The following is a 20,289-nucleotide window of genomic DNA, read 5'->3' as shown; positions in this document are numbered from 1 at the left end:
CGGGCATAAAAAAAGCTCACGCGAGGCATGAGCTTGAGGAGAAAGAAGGAGAGGTTATTCCCACTTCAGTTCTTCGTCTACGGTGGCGGTCTCTGGGGCCTCTTGTTCCAGGCGTTCCATGTCCGCTAATGCCTCTTCAGACAACAACTCACCTTTCACGTGGTCAATGGTGTCTTGTAGCGCCTCTACAAATTTGGCAAAGTCTTCTTTGTACAAGAAAATCTTATGCTTCTCATAAGAGTAGTTCTCATCTTTGAACTTACGCTTGCTCTCCGTGATAGTAAGGTAATAATCATTGGAGCGGGTTGACTTCACATCAAAGAAATAGGTGCGCTTTCCTGCTCTTACTCGTTGTGAGTAGATTTCCGCTTTGTCGTTGTTCTCTTCCACCATAACTTGAAGGGTTCCTTGTTAGTATTTGTTGGAGCCAATTTAAAGGAAGAGTTCCATTTTAAAAAATTTTAAAGATTAATTTTAATAGTTAAATTCGAATGTACTAATGTTCCAGTGGGACAGACAGACATGCTTAGAAAACTACTCTTTTTTTTGTTGGTCTTGACGCCATTTTTGGGCCTAGGCTACCAGCCGTACAAGCAATTGGGCAAGGCTACGTATTATGCCAGCCACTATGAAGGACGCAAAACCAGCAGTGGGGAGCGCTACAACCCAGACCTTCCTACCGCCGCCCATGCCTATCTGCCGCTTAACACTTATGTGAAAGTGGAGCACTTGAGCACCGGCCAGGTGGTGGTGGTTAAAATCAATGACCGCATGAGCCGCAAGTCTCCTTTTGCCATAGATCTCTCCAAATCTGCCGCCAAAGAGCTGGGAATCCTGGGGCCCGGTAGCATGCAGGTACGCATCACGGGCATAAGCAAAGAGGCCGCACTGGCGTACTGGGAAGGGGAGAAAGCCAAACATGAGCAGGATAGAAGTTGACCTGGAGGCCGTACGGCAAGTGCAGAACCTAGAGTTTTTGGCCAAGAAAATGGTGGAGGGCTTTATTACGGGACTGCACAAATCTCCGTACCACGGCTTTTCGGTTGAGTTTTCTGAGCACCGGCTATATAATCCCGGCGAAAGTACCCGTCACATAGACTGGAAGGTGTTTGCCCGCACCGAAAAACTGTTTGTGAAGCGGTACGAGGAGGAGACCAACCTGCGGTGCCAACTGCTGCTAGACGTGTCTGGCTCCATGTTCTATCCCATAGAAAACTACGGCAAGTTGTCTTACGCCGTCATGGCCGCGGCGGCTTTGGCCACGCTCTTACAAAAGCAACGCGATGCCGTGGGCCTCACTACCTTCTCAGACCATATTGAGTATCAATCGGCAATTAAGTCAACGGGCGCGCACCTGCACACGCTAATGCTCACATTGCAGCAGCAACTTAAAAAGGAGGCACCGCCGCAGAAACAAACAAGGGTAGCCGGTATGCTGCATCAGATTGCCCAAACCCTGCCTAAACGGTCTCTGGTAATTCTGTTCACGGACATGATGAGCCAGTTTGAGCAGCTGGACGAAATTTTCACGGCCCTGCAGCACCTTCGGCACCAGCAGCATGAGATTCTCATCTTTCACATCACCCACGCAGAAACCGAAGAAGAATTTCTTTTCCCAGACCGTCCCTTCACCTTTGAAGGACTAGAGGGAGGAGATAAAATAAAAGTGCAGCCCGCTGAGATCAGGGAAGCTTATGTGAAAGCCATGCAGCATTTCAAAAACGAGCTGAAACTGCGTTGTGGCCAGCACCGGATAGATTTGGTATCCGTGGACCTGCGGGAGCCTTTGGACAAAGTCCTTTACGCGTATTTAGTAAAACGTCAGAAAGTCAGGTAAGTCGTTTTTGGCCTAATTTTCAGAAATCAGCCCCAAAACGGTATTGCGTTCAATTAATAGTAGCTGCCAACTTCTTCCTAGTATTTTAAGGCTAAGAAACCGTGGGTTTGTCTGGGGTGTTGTTCAAGGATTGCCACAAGTACTGGCAGGCTAAGGTTCTATTAGGTTGCCAGTTTTGAGAAAGCGCTAGCATCTTCTTTTTGGCTTCTTTATGGGATTCCTTAAACTGGTACAGGCGTTTCATGGCATTATAAATACCCAGGTCGTCTACCGGCATCACGTCTGGGCGCTGCAAGGCAAACATCAGAATCATCTCTGCTGACCATTTTCCAATCCCTTTGATGGCGACCAGTCGTTCAATCAGTTCCTCGTCAGGTAGGTGCGCAATGTCTGCGTCTTCCAGAAGGCCATCCAGCTTGTGCTGCGCCACGCTTTTCACGTAGCCAACTTTCTGACCCGAAAGACCCACCGCGCGCAAGTCTTCTGTGGAGGCAGCTAAGACCAATTCTGGTTTTGGGTTGTTTTCTGGAAACAAGGCCAAAAACCGACTTTTGATGGTAGCTGCCGCTTTTACAGACAATTGCTGAGAGATAATTGAACTCAGCAGCGAATCATAGATGGGTTTGCGGTCCTTGGATAAGGTAATCTCCTCGCTTTTGTTCACAAGCTCCTGCAGCACAGGGTCTTTGCTGAAAAGTTGATTGGACGCCATGATTAAGTTAGATTAAACCTCTTTTCTTATCTCTTCTATAGGCCAAGGCAGTTCCCACTAATCCACCCAGTAAAGCGCCAATGATTAGAAACGGCCATTTCTTGGGACCATGCGGTTTAGCCTGGGGCGTGAACGGAACAACCACCTGCACATGGTGTAAATCTTCTAACTGTCGCTGCAGGGCTTCCTTTTTTCTGTACAAGCCCAAGCCTTCGCTAAACAAACCCTCGGGCTGGATGGCGTCTGTGGATCTTCCTGAACGGATGACCGCCAATTTAACACTGTCCAATTGCGCAATATCCCTGTCTATTCTAGAAATAAAGGAGGTGATGCGTTGCTCATGGGATTGCTTATACTGCTTAAAAAACTGGTTCTCTTCTACGTAACGCACAAGAGCCGTCTGCACGGTGTCAAAGTAAATCGGGTTGCGCACCGTCACGCTAAAGACAATGGGTTGCGCCCTTATGCCCAGTGAGTCATAATAATTGGTGAGATTTGTTGGTGGCAGTTCTATGGCCCCGATGCTAGAAATTTGTCCGGCAGCGGAAGGGGAGATGTGCAGTTTTCGGGCTAGGAATTCGGGACTTTGGTCCTCAATATCAGCTGAAAGTCGTTCCAAGAGCACAGATGAAATCATAGGATCCAGCGCGCCTGTGGTGACCACCATCTCAGAGATATAATAAGGAGTTCTGGATTTGTACTCATAAAAGGCAATTCCCACGGCAACAATCAAACAGGCCAGCACCAGCAGGATATTCCGGAAGACTACCTGAATTAAAACCCCAATGAACCGGAAGAAGCTTCTTAATAAGGAGAAGATATCAATGTATTCCCCAGATTCTGAAGGTGTAGGAGGCATAGAAGTTGGGTGGGTGCTCATGTGGGCATTGAATTAAGACCGGCTAAAATAGTCATTTTATATTATTCCCGCTTAAAGGCCTTTTAGTAGTTTTGTGTTTCGGTTAAAACAGTCTCCACCTCTTTTCCAGTCCTTTTGAAGCGTTTTCTGCCAGTACGTGTGCAAGGGTTGCTGATGAACCAGACCAGAAATCGTCTTTTTCAGAACTTTCTGTCCTTGTCAGTTTTGCAAGGGCTTAACTACCTATTGCCACTAGTGGTTATGCCGGTGCTCATGCAAGCGCTGGGCGTAGCTACGTTTGGGTTGCTCAGCTTCGCGCAGGCGTTCATTCAATACTTTATCATTGTTATTGACTACGGATTTGATTTGTCAGGCACGCAGCAAATTGCCCGTCACCATGACGACCCGCAAAAGCTGAGGGAAATCGTCACGCATATTCTGTCACTCAAGCTGCTTTTTTTTATTGTCTGCTTTCTGGTCTTGCTGGCCTTGGTGACCTGGGTTCCTATATTCCAGGAGAACAGATTGCTTTTTTTGGTGGCGTATGGCGTGGCTTTAGGCCAGTTGCTCATGCCCATTTGGTTTTTCCAGGGCATGGAGCGCATGAAATATGTGACCATTGTGCATTTGGTCGCAAAAGTTATTTATGCCACCGCCATTATGGTGGTAGTGCGCCAGCCCGAAGACATTTTGTGGGTGCCCCTTTTCCAGTCTTTAGGGATTATAGTAGCTGGTGGCGTGAGCTTGACCTTGATTTGGAAAGAATTTCACCTCAGACCCACGGCTGTCACTTTTTCGGGAATAAAGCACCAATTGGAGCAGGGGTGGTTTGTATTTATCTCCAATGTGTCTATCAGCGCCTATACCATTTCCAACACGTTCTTCTTGGGCCTATTGGCAGGTCCGGAGGCAGCAGGCTATTACTCGGGCGCCGAAAAAATTGTTAGGGCCGTTCAAGGTCTGTTCATTCCTGTGTCGCAGACATTGTTTCCTTACTTAAGCAAATTGATGCATGAATCTCAGGAAAGAATGGTAGCCTTGTTACGGAAGCTGGCTAGGTGGACCTTTGTGGGATCTGCGTTGGTGTCTGTTCTGATTGCCATTGCGGCGCCATGGCTGGTGAAGATCATCATGGGAGAGGAGTTCCTGCCTGTGGTGCCCGTACTTCGGATTTTAGCTGGTTTGCCATTGCTGGTCTGCCTGAGCAATGTGTTTGGCATTCAAGCCATGTTAAACCTGGGCTACCGAAGACAATTCTTTTACATCTTGTTTACTGGGAGCCTTTTAAATATTTGTGCAGCGCCATTTGTTGCCGAGCGCTTTGAATACACCGGAGTAGCCATTCTTTTAATGATTACCGAAGGCTTGGTGACAGCACTTATGTTTCTTTTCTTGTATAAAAAGAGGATTAAATTGTTGTAATTTATTATATTGGTAGTATGATCCTCCTTGGCCCTCATTAGGAGAGTAGCTCTAAAGTTTCTATAGTATCTAATTTTTGGCTTAATTTCCCCAAAACAGGTCAAAAACGGCCGTACAATATTTTTGTCGTTATCACGCGTTAATAAAGGCATTAAGAACTACCTGAATAGTTTGAGTTAGAAAGGCTGCTGTACTTATACAGATTGACCATGCAAGTCTATCAAAATCAGCGCAATTATTGTGGAGCCAGGATCCTAGGAGAGGAAGAAAAGCAGAGAACTTGTAGTGTTTATAGGTTTTAATAACCAATTTTGCCGCCTTATTATAGTAGTGTGGTAAATACTGTAGGCTGTTTTTTAGAGCTCAAAAAGTAGATCAGCCTAATTTTTTGATTTGAGGGAGAGCAGGTTAGCGTTTAAATAATTCATTACTCCAACTTAATTAACAGAGCCAAGTATATCGCCTTAAAATTTCTGGATGAAGACCATTGCCATAGTTGTCACTTATAACCGTCTTGAGCTGCTCAAGCAATGCGTCCGGTCTTTGCAAGACCAGACAAAGGCCGTGGACGCTATTCTGGTGGTAAACAACGGGTCTACAGATGGCACGGCAGAATGGCTGAAGTCGCAAAGTGATTTACTGGTACATACTCAGGAAAACCTTGGTGGGGCCGGCGGTTTTTATCACGGCATGCAGAAAAGCCTTGAGTTAGGGTATGACTGGAGCTGGTGCATGGACGATGACTGCGTCGTGGCTTCTACGGCCTTTGAAGAGCTGGACAAACACTTGCACCAGACCGGAAACATCTATGGCAGTGTTGCCATCAGTGAGACAGACAATCAAAAGTTAGCCTGGTATACCAAAGTGAAACTCAGAGGACAGTGGGTGACTACTAATGAAGCCAGCTGTCTGCAAGAAGAGGTAGTGGAGACCACGAGCATTCCCTTCTTAGGCTTCTGTATTCATAAATCCACCCTCCAAAAGATTGGCCTTCCCTTAAAAGAGATATTCATCTGGGGTGATGACGCCGAAATGTGCCTGAGAGCCCGTGTTAAGTATAATCTGCACTTGTTTTATGTAACCGGTAGCAGAATTTACCACCCGCAGACCCATTATGTGTCCATTAAGGTAATGGGGCAATGTGTAAAAGCGGTGCAGGCTTCTCCCGTGAAAAGGCTGTATGAGTACCGTAATAATGTGTTTCTGCTGAAGAAGCATTCTTCTATAAGTGAATTCTATTTTAAGTCTCTGCCAAAGATCTTGTTTAGACTGGTGCTGCAAAACGTCTTAATTGACAAAGACACTAGCTGGGCAGGCTGGAAAAAGCAAATAGGGGCCATACGCCAGGGCCTTGGCGCCAAGCTGGGTCAGATTAAAATGGAATAGCCCATGGAGCAAACCTTTAAAATGGGCTTTTATCTTTCCCAGCGGTTGGTTTTGCAAATTACTTTAGGAATCTTCTTCCTGTTACTCAACCTGCAAATGCTAAGCATTACCGGTTGGATGACCTTGGAGGACGAGTTTCAGCAGAAATCCATTGATACTATAAAAGGGTACCACGTAGGCTCTCTGCTATTTGTATTGTTCTTTCTTGCCAGAAGCGGAATCTGGCTACCCAAACTTCCTAGGTACGTGTACCATTTCTGCATCTGGGTGATACTCTCCTCATTAGCCTTATATGTGGTGTATGGCTTTAACAGCATGATTATTAATTACCTGTTTGCTTTCTATTGCCTAATCATTGGAGGTTTAATAGGTAGCCAGTTGACTAAAGAGGAAGTTGTCTCAGTTTTCAGGAAAGTGTCTTTATTGGTGTTTGCCATCATTGCGGTAAAGCTGTTTTATTACCAGGAAGAGGTAGTCCGGTTTTTAAAGGCACCTATTGGCCATCCTAACATTGAAACCCTGTTTGGCGGAGGTGTGAACCTGGAGGCCACTTGGGTGGCCTTTCACCTGGGATTCTTTGTGAAAAACCGCAAACTCCTTTTTTACTTACTGGTTCTATTCTCTTTAGGCCTAAGCATCTTGTATGCCTCTAGGGTTGGGGTGATTCTGAGTTTGCTGGTCTTTTTACTACGTTTTATGTCTGCAATTCCTAGCAAGGTGGAGCGGAGATACCTGGTGACTGGCATTGGCATTCTATTCTTGTTGGTGCTGGTGAGTGTAGATTTGGGGAAGGTTTCTCAGCAAATTTATGGCCTGAAGCGGTTCGCAGATTTTGGCTCCTCGCAAGACGCGGGCATGTCAGGTAGAAAGGCCATGTGGGAACATTTTCCGGCTGCCATGGCCCAAAGCCATTACCTGGGTTATGGCGCAGGTAATGCCATGCTGGGATTAGAAAACGTGAGCGGCATTGATTTCTCAGAGCAGAATGTCCATAATTATTACTTACAAGTACTTTTAGAGTTTGGACTGCTAGGGTTGCCGTTGTATCTGGTGATCGTGTTTCAATTGCTTAGACGAATACACTGGGCTAAACTAGCCGACCCGTTGGCCATCATCCTGCTTTGTTATTTTATTAGTTCGCTCATTCAGTTTAGAGGCGCTGAAAGTATGATTTGGCTGTACATGGGAATTTTCTTTATGCAATACCACTACAAGCCAGATACTTTTTCAGTTAATTCTTCAGTTTCCATAGCATGAAAGTAGAGATTGCGGTTGTCATCCCGTGCTATGACAATCTGGAAGGTCTGCAGAAATCTGTTGGTAGTGTCCAATCGCAGCGTCCAACGGCCGTGGTGGTGATAGATGACGGAAGCCAGCCGCCCATCCAAGCGTCCCAGTTATCGCCTTATCTTAAAGAACAGGTGGCGTTGCATGTTTTGACGAACACCGCAAATGCAGGGATTGAGGTATCATTAAACAAGGGTTTACAATTTGCCAAGGATGAACTTGGTTGCCAATTCATAGCTAGACTGGATGCGGGAGATACCTGTCATCCAGATAGGTTAGATCTTCAGGCAAAATTCTTGAAGGAAAAAGAAGAGGTTTATTTGGTTGGTTCCTGGGTAGACATGGTAGATCCTCAGCAAAAGCATCTATTCACGTTTACGGCACCTACGCGGCATGAGAAAATCGCTTCTCAAATGTACATAGCCAATTGCTTTTTGCATCCTTCGGTAATGTTCAAGGCGGCCGCCATTGATACACTTGGGTATTATTCTTTAGAGTATAAAGCCGCCGAGGATTATGAATACTTCTTTCGGTTTGTAAAAAAGTTTAAGGTAGCCATGATGGACCAGGTGCTCCTAACCTGTGAGCACCATCCCAACGGTATTTCCATGACCAAGCGCAACATCCAGATTAAAAGCCGGAACAAGGTAATTCTCCATTATTTCAACTTCAGCCTACCCGCGTTTATAGGGCTTGTGAAAAATTGCGTATTTTTAATGCTGCCTTATAGTTGGATCTCCTGGGCGAAGAAAAAGTTATACTAAATGCGCATTGTACACATTGCTGAGACGCTGGGAAGCGGTTTACTAGAGTACGTCATTCAAATTACCCGGCATTTACCACAAGATGAGCATATAGTTGTTTTTGGCAACACCTTAGACGGGAGGCCAGCAGATGCCGTTGTGCTTCAAGATTTCAAGGATAAATTTCCTCTACCAAATGTGCAGCTGTTTCAATGGAAAGAGGTGCAACGCGAGGTAAAGCCTTTCCAAGACTTAAAAAGCATTCTTAGCCTACGCCGACTTTTAAAAGACATAAGACCATTTGATGTCGTGCACCTACACTCCTCAAAAGCAGGATTTATAGGGCGGCTGTTGTTTTTTCTGGACAGAAGAAAAGAGAAGCTCTACTATACACCCAATGGCGCCCCATTTCTGCGCCTGGATGTGACCTTGGGTAAACGGAAATTCTTTGCGCAATTAGAGCGTTTTGCCCATTCCATGTCAGGGCAGATTCTCTGCTGCTCCAAATCAGAATTTGATGCCTATGTGGAGCAGGGCATGAAACCGTTGGGGTTCCTGAACAACGGTACAGAAATCACCAATCATGAGCCTAAGCTAAATGATGTGGCCCATCCTAAAATCACGGTCTGTACCACCGGTCGCTTGTCCAACCAAAAGAACCCGGCATTATTCAACCAGATTGCACATGCTTTTGTAGGGAATCCCAAAGTAGAGTTTGTCTGGATTGGCGAAGGAGAATTAAGGTCAGATATTACAAGTTCTAACATTAGAGTGACTGGATGGTTAACCAAAGAACAGGTGCGCGAAGAGCTTGTAAAAAGCCAGGTTTACCTTTCTTCGGCGCTATGGGAAGGATTGCCATTTGCGGTTTTGGAAGCCATGAGTTGTGGCAAGGCCTTGCTTTTAAATCGGGCTGTGGGCAACGTTGATTTAGTGCAGGATGGTAAGAACGGCCACTTATATGACAATGCCACCCAAGCCATCAGTTTCTTAAAGGAATGGCTAGATAATCCTGAAAAAATTACCCAAATGGGAGAGGCCTCTTTGCACCTGTGTGCCAGTCAGTTTAATGCGCAAGCTAACTTCTCCAAGATGAGAGCCCTTTACCAAGGTAACTTGGAGGTTGTTGAAAGGTAAAAGAGTAAAAAGACGAAGGTTAAATCCTCTTTAGGGTATTACATAAATAGATTGAGTACACAGAGCATGTTGGTTCAGGAAGGGGCGGAGAAAATGGCGCGGGTGAGAGGTCTCCTCTTAATAGGCTATACCAGCACTTTGTTGCTTCCATTAGCCTCCATTAATCACCTTTTTGCAATACTACTACTAATCCCCTGGATGGCCAGTTCTGCTAATGCGACCATCCATGTCAAGGAGTTTTTGTTTGGCGCCAGGTATAGGGTGTATCAAGGATTCTTTCTGTTATTCCTATTAAGTGCCCTCAGTTATTTCTATTCTTCTAACAAAGTAGACGCAGCGTCTGCCTTAGCCGTGCGGCTGCCGTTTCTATTGTTCCCGTTGGTGTTTTCCAATTTTAAGGTTTCAGAGAAACAACTCCACCATTTGTTAAAACTGTTTGTCTACCTCTGTGCGGCGGTCAGTATGGCTTGTTTGTTCTACCGTGTGTACACCTTCCTTTACATAAACCATGACGCGAACTATTTTTACAACGAAGGCTTAATCAGCATCACCAAAAAACGAGTTGTCTTCTTTGGGAGCTATGTCAGTTTCTCCATCTTCATCTGTGGCTATTTTATTTTAAGTAATGCCGTTAAGAAAACAGAGAAATGGGTTTTAGGGGCTGTGGCGGTGTTCCTTTTTCTAATTTTATTCTTGTTGGCCGTCCGGATGGTGCTGTTAATCACATTGGCCGTGGGCATGGCAACCCTGTTTGTAAAATTGATGCAACAGCGGAAATATGTGATGGCCGGGGCAGGCGTCTTCTTGATTTTGGCTGGTTTTGTTGGCTTGTTACAATTGTTTCCGCAGACAAAATCAAGGTTTGAAAGCATCGGCAACGTAGAATACTCTTTCTCTAACCAAAACAAACTGGACCATTTTAACGCCGCCAACCAAGCCCAGAACTGGAACGGGTTAACCCTACGGCTGGCTAAATGGCGATGCGCTTTAGATGTGATTGAGCAAAATCCTTTGCTGGGAGTGGGTGTTGGGGATGTGAAAGATGAGATTGTACAAGCCTACCAAGCCAGAGGGTTTATCTACGCCGTCCAGAATAGGTTTGACCCGCACAATCAGTTTCTGGAAATTACCATGGCCATTGGGTTTATAGGACTCATGGTGTTTCTGTGGTTGCTGGTAAAATCTCTGCAGCTATTCTGGCAGACCCAGAACTGGATGGCAATGGTGTTTATGGTGTTGCTGCTTTTCAGTTCCATGACAGAGTCACTGCTTAGAACCCAAGAGGGGGTGGCTTTTTATATTTTTTTCTGGTGTTTATTTGTGGCATATTCCCTCTCTACACCAATGCCGCCCGTCAAAGAAAAGATTGTATGAAAATAATAGAATGCCCTAGAGATGCCATGCAAGGTCTACACGACTTTGTACCTACGCCCTTAAAGGCCCAATACCTGCAAGCTTTACTGGATGTTGGTTTTGACACCCTTGACTTTGGCTCCTTTGTGTCTCCCAAAGCTATTCCGCAGATGCGGGATACCGAGGAAGTTTTGGGCATGTTGGACCTTTCTACTACCAAAACCAAACTGCTGGCCATTATTGCCAACGTGCGGGGCGCACAGCAAGCGGTGCAGCACAAACAAATCCAATACCTAGGCTTTCCTTTGTCTTTGTCAGAGGAGTTTCAGCAACGCAATACCAATAAAAGCATTGCAGAGGCTTTGGAGGAAGTGGAACAGCTACAGAATCTGTGTGTGCAGCATGGAAAGGAATTGGTGACGTATTTGTCAATGGGCTTCGGGAATCCTTACGGAGAGCCTTGGGGACCAGAGCAGGTGAGCACCATGACCGAAACGCTGGATAAACTGGGCGTAAAGATCATTTCTTTGTCAGATACCATTGGGGTGTCTTCGCCTGAAAACATCCAATACTTGTTTAGCTCTTTGATTCCGGCATTTCCGCATATTGAATTTGGAGCCCACCTTCACACTAATCCCACCACTTGGCGCGAAAAAATTGAAGCAGCCTATACTAGCGGTTGCCGCCGGATTGATGGCGCTTTATTAGGGTATGGTGGTTGTCCCATGGCCAAGGATGAGCTGGTAGGCAACATGCCCACAGAAAAGGTGCTGTCTTATTTACAAGAGAAAGAGGTACCTTTGGGTTTAAACCAGCAGGCGCTGCAAAGAGCGCTCACGCTGGCTACTTCTGTTTTTCAAGTACATTAAGGTAAGATGGCAAAGCCTGTTGTAGATATATTCATTCCCTGCTTCATAGACCAATTGTTTCCAGAAACTGCCTGGAACATGGTGAAACTATTAGAAGCACTGGGCTGTATGGTCAAGTACAATACCAACCAGACCTGCTGTGGCCAACCGGCGTTCAACGCGGGTTTTCAGAAGGAATGCCGCCAGGTGGCTGACAAGTTCCTGGAAGATTTCTCTAGCGAGCAAAGTGATTACATCGTGGCACCCTCGGCGTCTTGCGTAGGCATGATCCGGAACGCCTACGCCGACATCTTTGTGACTTCCTCAAACTTTGTGAAATACCGCACCATGGAACGCAAAGTGTTTGAACTCACCGAGTTCCTCACTGACATCCTGCAAGTCACTCATATTCCTGGCGCAAAACTTCCGGCCAAGGTAACCTACCACGATGCCTGTAGCGCACTGAGGGAATGCGGCATTAAAGAAGGTCCTCGCCAACTGTTAGGAATGGTAGAAGGATTGACGTTAGCAGAGATGCGCGAAACCGAGACTTGTTGCGGGTTTGGAGGCACTTTTGCCGTGAAATTTGATGCCATCTCCGTAGCCATGGCCGAACAGAAGGTAGAAAATGCCTTAGCCACCGGAGCAGAATACATAGTTTCTACAGACACCAGTTGCCTCATGCACCTGGAAGCTTACATCAAGCACAACAACAAGCCTATCAAAGTCATGCACATTGCAGATGTCTTGACGCAAGGCTGGTAATTTCCTTACATAAATGAGAGCGCCGTTTTTTGCCTGTTTCACTGGAAGCAAGCAAAAAACGGCGCTTTTAATTTACTTATTGTCTGTCAGTTGATTATTAGTGTCACATCAGCATTCTAAGTAAAATTGGCCTGTTGAAATAAGACCTTAATCTTGCTTGAAATGAAAAAGCCTCTGGTTCTGTTTTTAGCCTAATTCCTAGAAAAGAGGCTAAAAACAGAACCAGAGGCTTTTGATTTAATCCTCTCTTACCGAATTACTTATCCAAACCCACAGAGCTTGCTTTGATGCGCTGCTTAAGACTGTCTGACGCGGGTGCCAAAGGCAAGCGAACATGGGCACTGCAAATGCCTACTTGCTCTAAGGCAAACTTCACCCCAACCGGGTTTCCTTCTTCATACATCAAAGGGTTCACTGCCAGGAAAGAACGCTGCAAAGCGCCGGCCTCTTGGTAATTACCTTCCAACGCCAGTTTGGTCATCCGGCTGAATCTTGCCGGGAAGGCATTGGCCAGCACCGAGATAATGCCGTCCATGCCAATAGAAATCATAGGTACGGTTAACATGTCTTCGCCACTGATGACCAGAAAACCTTCGGGCTTGTCTTCTACAATGGCCATGCACTGCTCCATGTTGCCAGAGGCCTCTTTAATACCTATGATGTTGGGATGTTGGGCCAAGCGCAGAGTGGTAGCCGCTGTGACATTGCTCCCGGTTCTGCCAGGCACGTTGTACAAGATCACAGGTACAGGACTAGCATCCGCCACGGCAGTGTAGTGCAAGTAAATCCCTTCCTGGGACGGTTTGTTGTAATATGGGCTCACCGACAGTAAGGCGTCTACTCCAGACAGATCAGCGTTCTTGATAAGTTCTACAACGGCTTGGGTATTGTTCCCTCCAATGCCATATACCAAAGGCACGCGGCCAGCAATCTGCTTCTTGGCGAAAGCTAACAACTGCTTTTTCTCCTCAGGCGTGGTGGTGACAGATTCGCCTGTGGTGCCGTTCACTACCAAGTAATCTACGCCGTTGCTTAGGTTGTATTCTATTAATCGCGCGAAGGCGTCTAAATCTATGGAATGGTCAGCTTGAAAGGGAGTGACCAAAGCCACACCTGTTCCTCTTAAAGATTGCATGCGTTTGTGACGTTAAGTAATGATTGTGCTGCCCAAAGGTACAAATTTGACTTCAGAGAAAGTGACAAAGCCTTTCCATATTTCACTTGGGGCAGAGGGGCTTACAGGTTCTTGCTTTCCACCCAACGCATAAACTCCTCCCGGTAACTGTCCCCAATCGGGATTTCCTGGTCTTTGATCTTGATGCGGCTTTTCTCAATGGATTCAATATGAGGCAAAGAGACAATATAGGAACGGTGCACGCGGGCAAAGGTATGCTCTGGCAGTTTCTCCATGATTTTGCCCATGGACAGCAGTGTGATGATCTTCTTGGCGGGCGTATGGATAATCACGTAATCTTTGAGGCCTTCTATCAATAGGATGTCTTTAAAGTTTATCCGCAGGGTTTTGTAATCTGCCTTTACAAAAATGAAATCCTCGCTTTCTTTACCGTTAGCACCGTGCTGTCCTGGTTGTAAAGTAACCTGAGGTGCAAGTAGCTGTGCCCAGTCATGTACCTTGTTCACGGCTTTTAGAAAACGCTCAAAGGGGATAGGTTTGAGAAGGTAGTCTACGGCATCAAGCGTAAAACCATCTAGCGCATATTGCGGGTAGGCCGTCGTGAAAATCACGGCGGGTTTCTGTGGTCCCATGGCCTGCAATAGCTGGATGCCGGTCAAATCTGGCATTTCAATGTCAAGAAACAACACATCAACCTGTTGATTCCGCAAAACGCTCATGGCCTCTAAGGCGCTGGAGCAGGTTTGGAGCAAGCGCAGATAGGGTACCTTGCTGATGTAGGATCGCATCAGGTCCAGGGCCAGGGGTTCATCATCTACGGCAAGGCAAGTCAGTTCCATACAGAAAGATAAAGATTCTTACGTAAGGTTGGAAAGGGTAAGCGTAGCCGTAAATTCTTGGCCTACGGTCTTAGTCTCAAACGTGTGTGCATGCGGGTACAAAAGAGCTAACCTTCTGCGTAGATTGCCTAAACCTAAGCCGCCATAAACTTCTGAAGGCGAGTTAGCTTTGAGCGAGTTACTTGTGGTAAAAGTTAACGTATTTCCATTTACCTCCAGCCACAAATGCATAGGTGCTGAGGCCAGTCCATGCTTGAACATATTCTCCACCAACGGCATCAACAACATAGGTGGAATGGAGAAGGAAGTACAGATGTCTCCTTTGATTTCCAAAGACAACAAGGATGGATCTGTGAGCCGAAGCCGATGCAAGTCCAGGAGATTCTGCAAGTGTTCTATTTCTTTTTCAAGGGGCACCAATGTGGTGTTGGTCTCATAGAGTTGGTAGCGCAGCAGCAAGGATAGCTTCATGATGGCGTCTGGGGTGTTGGGGGCCTGCTGGTACGCCAAAGAATAGATGTTGTTGAGCGTATTGAACAGAAAATGCGGGTTTACCTGGGCCTTTAGCAATTCCAGTTCAGTAGCCATGTGCTGATGCTCCAATTCTTTGCGTAGTCGCTCATTCTTTAAATAATCTCCCGTCACCTTTAAAGCCGAACTCAAGAATATATTCATCAGTCCCATAATGCTTAATTGCAGCATTATCCTGAAAAACGTGAACCTGTCCGGGAATTTGGCCAGTTGCTTGGCTAACTCTGCATCAAAGGCAGCGAGTTGCTTGAATTCAAATAGTTCTAAAGGCGCCCTAACAGCCCCAAAAACGGCCAAAGAAACGAGCACCGCTACCGCATATAAAACCACCTTGTCTTTGGCCAGAATCTTAGGCACCAACAGAAACCAGTTGAAGTAGAAAAGGCCAATGTGGAAGAGAAACGTCTGCGCTTTGTCAAAGGCCCACCATTGCCACGGCATTTCTGAGTATTGCAGGTTGGAATAAACGATATTGAAAACAATGAGTCCAAGCCATAACAAGACGTGGAGCATAAGAGGCAGACGATTCTTCATTGTTTTTTGGGAATTAGGCAAAAACTACGCAAACATAAGAACTCGTGCGTGATTACTATCCTAATCTAGACCAAAGCCCCAAACACCTAGACAAACCCGAATCTGCCAGTAAAGGAGGTGTTCGTCTAGAGGAAATGGCTGTTGGTATAACTTAGTTGCAGAAGCTTATTGAAGGCATTTCATTTATATCCAGTTAAAGGCCGATGAAAGATTCGCCTTTATGAAAGCAGATATAACGCAAAGGCTATGAAAATTTTATTTGTGGTGGTGATAGGAATCTTTCTTGGTTGGTTGAATGCCAAATGGGATGTGCAAGGGCAAAAGATCTTAGCCCTGCATCAAGAAAGAATAAACCCAGCCGTTGTCCAGAAGGGTAATCAAGTCTTTTGCCAAATAGGAAAGGCATGGTTTTCCTCCCCGTTGATTTGGCCGTTTTAAAAGGTAAAAATTTATTAGTGAGCTCAATAAACTTTTCAGTTAGACGTTGGTTGTATATAGTGACAGTAAATAAGGTTTAGTTTTTGTTTAGTAGCGGAAGAGCGAGGGATGGATCCCTCGCTCTTCCGTTTTTAGCCTGTTTTGCCGAAACCAGCCTAAAAACGGAAGGCTTGGAGATGTTTTGATATGGAATAGATTAGGCAATCATCAGGTTAAATTCTTCCTCCGTAATAATTTTCACGCCAAAGGATGTGGCTTTTTCCAATTTGCTAGGGCCCATCTTGTCGCCAGCTACTAAGAAGGATAGTTTTTTAGAAATGCTGGAGACGATTTTTCCACCGTGGGCGATGATGGTGTCCTGCAGTTCATCTCTGGAATAGCCGGTAAACACCCCTGACACGACAAAGGTCTGTCCTGCCAACTTATCTGAGGCGGGCTCCACTACGGCCAGTTCCCCTAAATCCAGTTGCAGGCCGTGGTGTTTCAGGCGCTCAATCACATGCAGGTGTGCCACATCCTGGAAATATTCCCGCACCGAGGCCGCAATTCGCCAGCCAATCTCTGGGACGGCAATCAGTTCTTCTTCTGTAGCGGCGTGCAAAGCGTCAATGTTCCTGAAGTGCTGAGCCAACTTCTGGGCCACCGTGTTGCCCACAAACCGGATGCCCAGAGCAAAAAGCACGCGGTCAAATGGAGCCTCTTTGGACTTCTCCAACGCTTTTAAGATGTTGTCTACCGTTGTCTTCTGGAAAGTGACTACGCGGCTCTTGCCGGTTTCTTCATTGACAAAGGTCTTCTTAAGCCCGAAGAGTGTGTCATACGTGAGGTCATACAGATGGTCGGGGCTGGTCACCAGGCCTTGTTCCACCAACAATTCAATCTTGCCCTCGCCCAGGCTCATGATGTTCATGGCCTTTCGACTAATGAAATGCTCCAGCTTGCCCTTTACCTGCGGCGGGCAGCCTTTCTCATTGGGACAATAATGGTTGGCTTCGCCTTCTGAGCGCACCAGGGGGGTGTTACAAGCCGGGCAGACCGTAGGGTAAACGATGGGCGTGGCAATTTCCGGTCGAAGTTCGATTTTCACGGCCGTCACCTTCGGGATGATTTCGCCGCCTTTCTCTACCATCACGTGGTCATGCAGCATCAATCCCAGGCGCTCAATCTCATTGGCGTTGTGCAAAGAGGCGCGCTTGACGGTAGTGCCTGCTAGCAATACTGGTTTCATCAAGGCCACGGGCGTCACTGCCCCGGTACGTCCCACGTTGTATTCTATGCCCAGTAGCTCCGTGACGGCTTCCATGGCTTTGTATTTATATGCCATGGCCCACCGCGGACTTTTAGCGGTGTACCCCAATTCCTCTTGCTGGGCATAAGAGTTTACTTTGACCACGATCCCGTCTGTGGCAATAGGCAGTTCAAAGCGCTTGGTTTCCCATTCTTGTATGAAGGCCATTACTTCTTCAATGGTGCTGCATTTCTTCCAGGTAGGGGACACGTTCAATCCCCAGCGCTGCAGGGCCTCCAGGCTTTCAGAATGGCTCTCAAACAAAGTAGGCGTACTCAACAAACCATAAGCGAACATGCTCAGGCGCCGGCGGGCTACTTCTTTAGAGTCCTGTAATTTTAAAGTGCCAGAGGTAGCGTTTCTAGGGTTGGCCATCAGGGCCTCGCCAATTTCCTCGCGCTCCTTGTTCAGTTCCTCAAACACATGAAAGGGCATAAACACCTCGCCACGTATTTCAACTTCTGGGGGTACATCCTGGCCCTGAAGGTGCAAAGGCACAGTCCGGATGGTGCGCACGTTGGGCGTGATGTCATCGCCACGGGTGCCATCGCCGCGGGTGACGCCAGCCGTTAAGGCACCGTTGGCATAGGTGAGGCTCATGGCCACGCCATCAAACTTGAGTTCGCAGACATATTCTACCGTGCCGCCAATGACTTTTTGCACCCGAGCGTCAAACTCCCGCACCTCTTCCTCAGAGTAGGTGTTGCTCAAGGACAACATAGGGTATTTGTGCTTGACCGTAGGGAAATTCTTGGTGATGGTCCCACCCACACGCTGGGTAGGAGAATTGTCTGATTTATATTCTGGATGCGCCTCCTCTAACTGCTGCAGTTCGGCGAGCATCTGGTCAAACTCATAGTCAGAGACTTCAGAGACGCTGTTCTGGTAGTACTGGTAGTTGAGGTAGTTCAGGCGGCTGGTCAACTCTAGAATGCGGGCTTGTATGTTCTGCTCAGGCATGGCGCGGTGGTGGTTTTATCTGGGGTAAAGATATGGAAAACGGCCAAGTGGTAGGATAATTTGCCCTGTACATTTAACCCAATTCTCAAAACCCAGCTTATGGCAGATTAACCGTACCTTTGTAGGTATACAAGCATCTCATATATGTCATTTGCCAACCTGGGCCTATCGCCTGCCTTACAGAAAGCCGCCGCAGCGCAGAACTATTCACAAGCCACTCCGGTGCAGGAACAGGCCATTCCGGCGGTGTTAAAAGGAAAGGATTTGCTGGGCATTGCCAAGACGGGCTCGGGTAAGACGGCGGCCTACGCCTTGCCCATGCTGGACCTGCTGCAAACCAACCGCGCTTTCAAAAATAGGTTTGTCAAAGGACTGGTCTTAGTGCCTACGCGTGAACTGGCCCTGCAGGTAGGAGAGGTGTTTCTGGGATTCAGTGCGCACATTGCCATAAAAGTGAAGACCCTGGCGGTTTTCGGGGGCGTGTCCATCAACCCGCAGATGATGAAGCTGCAAGGCACTGACATTCTGGTGGCCACGCCGGGCCGACTGTTGGATTTGGTAGAGTCTGGCGCGGTGCATTTAAGTGACGTTGAAATGCTGGTCTTGGACGAGGCAGACAAAATGCTAAACCAGGGCTTTGAGGAAGAGATGCGTCAAATCCTGAAACTGCTGCCCAAAAAGCGCCAGAACCTATTGTTCTCTGCTACGCTGGACAACAAAGTGAACGCCATCCAGGAGACCCTACTGGTGAACCCGGTGGTGGTGGAAGTAAAGGAAGAAGAGAAGCCCGAAGAAGAGTTGCAGATCAAAGAGTTAGCGTATATGATTGCTTCAGAAAAGAAAGGGCCGTTTTTGCGTTACTTAATCAAGCAGCAGAATATGCAGCAAGTGCTGGTCTTTGTGTCTGCCACCCAGCGCGCCGACCATCTGGTGACCAAACTTGCCAACAACGGCGTTAAAGCGGTAGCTTTGCACAGCGGGAAAAGCCAGGGCGCCAGGACCGAGGCGCTGGCCTTGTTCAAGAAAGGCAAGGTACCGGTTCTGGTAGCCACAGACTTGGCCGCCCGTGGGATAGATGTTCCTGTTCTACCGCACGTGATCAATTATGATTTACCGCGCTCCTCCAAAGATTACATCCATCGCATTGGCCGTACGGGCAGGGCAGGTGAGACCGGCGAAGCCATCACTTTGGTCACGCCCGAAGACGCGCACCATTTCAAAATCATCCAGAAGCAGACTAAGCGCGTAATCCCCACCCAGGAGACCGAAGGAATTAACTTAAAAGGTTTTTAACCCAGACATATTATTTTAAAGTAAGAAGCCCGTTTTTGGCCTGTTTTGATGAAAACAGGCCAAAAACGGGCTTCTTACTTTAATTATGAAATGGCTTATGGATTAGTAGACCAAATACCCGCATCCTTGATGAACACCCTGCGGTTCAGTTTCAGTTGGCATACCAAAAACTCCGCGAAGTCCTCGGGCTGCATTACTTTCTCTGGGTTACCATCCGTGAGTTTAAGTTCTACGGCCAGGTCGGTGGCCACGGTGCTGGGGGTGAGGCTGGTCACCCGAATGTTGTGCTTGCGCACTTCCTGCATCAAGGACTCCGTTAAGCCAATCAACCCGAACTTAGAGGCGCTATAAGCACTGGTCATGGCGGCGCCGCGCTGCCCGGCAGTTGAGGAGATGTTCACAATGTCACCGGTCTTCTTGGAGATCATGGCCGGCAAAACTGCTCGGGTCACGTAATAAGGCCCCATCAAGTTCACCTTGATGATGTTTTCCCATTGGTCGGGTTCCAGGTCCAGGAACTTCCCGAAGGTGGCTGTACCCGCGTTGTTGATGAGAATATCTATAAACCCCAGGTCCTGCGTCACCTGCTCCACGGCCTCATTCACGCTGTTGATGTTGGTGACGTCTGCTGTAACCACGGTAGTGTCTACACCCAAGTCTTCAATCTCTTGCGCCACTTTCATGAGGTCACTTTTGGTACGCGCCAGCAGGGCCACGTGCACGCCTTCTTGTGCCAAGGCTATGGCGACGGCTCTTCCTATTCCTTTTCCGGCACCCGTGACCAGGGCCGTCTTTCCTTTCAATGATTCCATAGTAGTAAGCGTTACTTGTCTTGTCTGTTGGCAATCCTTCTGCCTAATAGGTGACAGCAGATTGCTCTAAGATTAACGGGCATTTTTGGGTGAGGTTGGAGCTCCAACCT

20 protein-coding genes are annotated in these 20,289 nt (G+C 47.2%); 12 read left to right on the top strand and 8 right to left on the bottom strand.

All coding sequences use genetic code 11. The annotated features are described in order from the left end of the window. Nucleotides 1–54: 54 nt before the first annotated feature. Complete coding sequence (locus tag TH61_RS15795) at nucleotides 55–390, bottom strand: DUF3276 family protein (RefSeq protein ID WP_066512955.1); 336 nt, start codon at nucleotides 388–390, stop codon at nucleotides 55–57. A 132-nt stretch (nucleotides 391–522) separates the two neighbouring features. On the opposite strand from TH61_RS15795, the gene TH61_RS15790 reads away from it, so the two are divergent. Both TH61_RS15790 and TH61_RS15785 read left to right on the top strand, forming a co-directional pair. Further along, nucleotides 523–939, top strand: coding sequence for a septal ring lytic transglycosylase RlpA family protein (locus TH61_RS15790; protein WP_066511436.1), 417 nt, complete (start codon nucleotides 523–525; stop codon nucleotides 937–939). After that, nucleotides 920–1,837, top strand: coding sequence for a DUF58 domain-containing protein (locus tag TH61_RS15785; protein WP_066511433.1), 918 nt, complete (start codon nucleotides 920–922; stop codon nucleotides 1,835–1,837). The genes TH61_RS15790 and TH61_RS15785 overlap by 20 nt, the downstream gene beginning before the upstream one ends. Nucleotides 1,838–1,928: 91 nt before the next feature. On the opposite strand, the gene TH61_RS15780 is transcribed toward TH61_RS15785, so the two are convergent. Both TH61_RS15780 and TH61_RS15775 read right to left on the bottom strand, forming a co-directional pair. Next, nucleotides 1,929–2,549, bottom strand: a complete 621-nt coding sequence (locus TH61_RS15780) for a DNA-3-methyladenine glycosylase (RefSeq protein ID WP_066511432.1) — start codon at nucleotides 2,547–2,549, stop codon at nucleotides 1,929–1,931. Nucleotides 2,550–2,556: 7 nt separating this feature from the next. Next, nucleotides 2,557–3,429, bottom strand: coding sequence for a hypothetical protein (locus TH61_RS15775; RefSeq protein WP_066511429.1), 873 nt, complete (start codon nucleotides 3,427–3,429; stop codon nucleotides 2,557–2,559). Nucleotides 3,430–3,582: 153 nt separating this feature from the next. On the opposite strand from TH61_RS15775, the gene TH61_RS15770 reads away from it, so the two are divergent. The 8 genes from TH61_RS15770 to TH61_RS15735 all read left to right on the top strand — a co-directional run bounded on the left by TH61_RS15770 (nucleotide 3,583) and on the right by TH61_RS15735 (nucleotide 12,349). Next, nucleotides 3,583–4,830: a flippase gene (locus TH61_RS15770; protein WP_066512954.1), complete on the top strand. Its 1,248-nt coding sequence runs from the start codon at nucleotides 3,583–3,585 to the stop codon at nucleotides 4,828–4,830. A gap of 477 nt (nucleotides 4,831–5,307) precedes the next feature. After that, a complete protein-coding gene (locus TH61_RS15765) occupies nucleotides 5,308–6,216 on the top strand; it encodes a glycosyltransferase (RefSeq protein ID WP_066511427.1) in 909 nt (302 codons plus the stop codon). A gap of 3 nt (nucleotides 6,217–6,219) precedes the next feature. After that, nucleotides 6,220–7,473 (top strand): O-antigen ligase, encoded by a 1,254-nt coding sequence (locus TH61_RS15760; RefSeq protein ID WP_066511425.1) that lies wholly within the window; start codon nucleotides 6,220–6,222, stop codon nucleotides 7,471–7,473. Then, nucleotides 7,470–8,267, top strand: coding sequence for a glycosyltransferase (locus TH61_RS15755; RefSeq protein WP_066511424.1), 798 nt, complete (start codon nucleotides 7,470–7,472; stop codon nucleotides 8,265–8,267). The genes TH61_RS15760 and TH61_RS15755 overlap by 4 nt, the downstream gene beginning before the upstream one ends. Then, nucleotides 8,268–9,383, top strand: coding sequence for a glycosyltransferase (locus TH61_RS15750; protein ID WP_066511423.1), 1,116 nt, complete (start codon nucleotides 8,268–8,270; stop codon nucleotides 9,381–9,383). Nucleotides 9,384–9,581: 198 nt separating this feature from the next. Further along, nucleotides 9,582–10,757, top strand: coding sequence for an O-antigen ligase (locus tag TH61_RS15745; protein ID WP_066511420.1), 1,176 nt, complete (start codon nucleotides 9,582–9,584; stop codon nucleotides 10,755–10,757). Next, entirely contained in the window at nucleotides 10,754–11,605 is an 852-nt protein-coding gene (locus TH61_RS15740; protein WP_066511419.1) for a hydroxymethylglutaryl-CoA lyase, read from the top strand. The genes TH61_RS15745 and TH61_RS15740 overlap by 4 nt, the downstream gene beginning before the upstream one ends. Nucleotides 11,606–11,611: 6 nt before the next feature. Further along, complete coding sequence (locus TH61_RS15735; RefSeq protein WP_066511417.1) at nucleotides 11,612–12,349, top strand: (Fe-S)-binding protein; 738 nt, start codon at nucleotides 11,612–11,614, stop codon at nucleotides 12,347–12,349. 256 nt (nucleotides 12,350–12,605) lie between these two features. On the opposite strand, the gene dapA is transcribed toward TH61_RS15735, so the two are convergent. From dapA to TH61_RS15720, 3 genes are all read right to left on the bottom strand, one after another. Beyond that, a complete protein-coding gene (gene dapA, locus TH61_RS15730) occupies nucleotides 12,606–13,484 on the bottom strand; it encodes a 4-hydroxy-tetrahydrodipicolinate synthase (protein WP_066511415.1) in 879 nt (292 codons plus the stop codon). 101 nt (nucleotides 13,485–13,585) lie between these two features. Next, a complete protein-coding gene (locus TH61_RS15725) occupies nucleotides 13,586–14,323 on the bottom strand; it encodes a LytTR family DNA-binding domain-containing protein (RefSeq protein ID WP_066511413.1) in 738 nt (245 codons plus the stop codon). A gap of 18 nt (nucleotides 14,324–14,341) precedes the next feature. Then, nucleotides 14,342–15,388, bottom strand: coding sequence for a sensor histidine kinase (locus TH61_RS15720; protein ID WP_082780402.1), 1,047 nt, complete (start codon nucleotides 15,386–15,388; stop codon nucleotides 14,342–14,344). Between the two features lie 246 nt (nucleotides 15,389–15,634). Here TH61_RS15720 and TH61_RS15715 point away from each other — a divergent pair, with 246 nt between their 5' ends. Next, complete coding sequence (locus TH61_RS15715) at nucleotides 15,635–15,826, top strand: hypothetical protein (protein WP_066511409.1); 192 nt, start codon at nucleotides 15,635–15,637, stop codon at nucleotides 15,824–15,826. A gap of 196 nt (nucleotides 15,827–16,022) precedes the next feature. On the opposite strand, the gene ligA is transcribed toward TH61_RS15715, so the two are convergent. Then, nucleotides 16,023–18,074: an NAD-dependent DNA ligase LigA gene (ligA, locus tag TH61_RS15710; protein ID WP_066511404.1), complete on the bottom strand. Its 2,052-nt coding sequence runs from the start codon at nucleotides 18,072–18,074 to the stop codon at nucleotides 16,023–16,025. Between the two features lie 144 nt (nucleotides 18,075–18,218). Between ligA and TH61_RS15705 the strand changes: the two genes are divergently transcribed. Then, the gene (locus TH61_RS15705) at nucleotides 18,219–19,367 is read left to right on the top strand and encodes a DEAD/DEAH box helicase (protein ID WP_066511403.1); all 1,149 of its coding nucleotides are present in this window, start codon (nucleotides 18,219–18,221) and stop codon (nucleotides 19,365–19,367) included. 95 nt (nucleotides 19,368–19,462) lie between these two features. Here TH61_RS15705 and TH61_RS15700 read toward each other — a convergent pair whose 3' ends face one another. After that, a complete protein-coding gene (locus TH61_RS15700) occupies nucleotides 19,463–20,179 on the bottom strand; it encodes a 3-ketoacyl-ACP reductase (protein ID WP_066511402.1) in 717 nt (238 codons plus the stop codon). Nucleotides 20,180–20,289: the final 110 nt, after the last annotated feature.

Source organism: Rufibacter sp. DG15C (genome assembly GCF_001577755.1).
Classification (GTDB): domain Bacteria; phylum Bacteroidota; class Bacteroidia; order Cytophagales; family Hymenobacteraceae; genus Nibribacter.
Note: the sequence above shows the minus strand (reverse complement) of the source record. Positions and strands in the feature narration are given on the sequence as shown.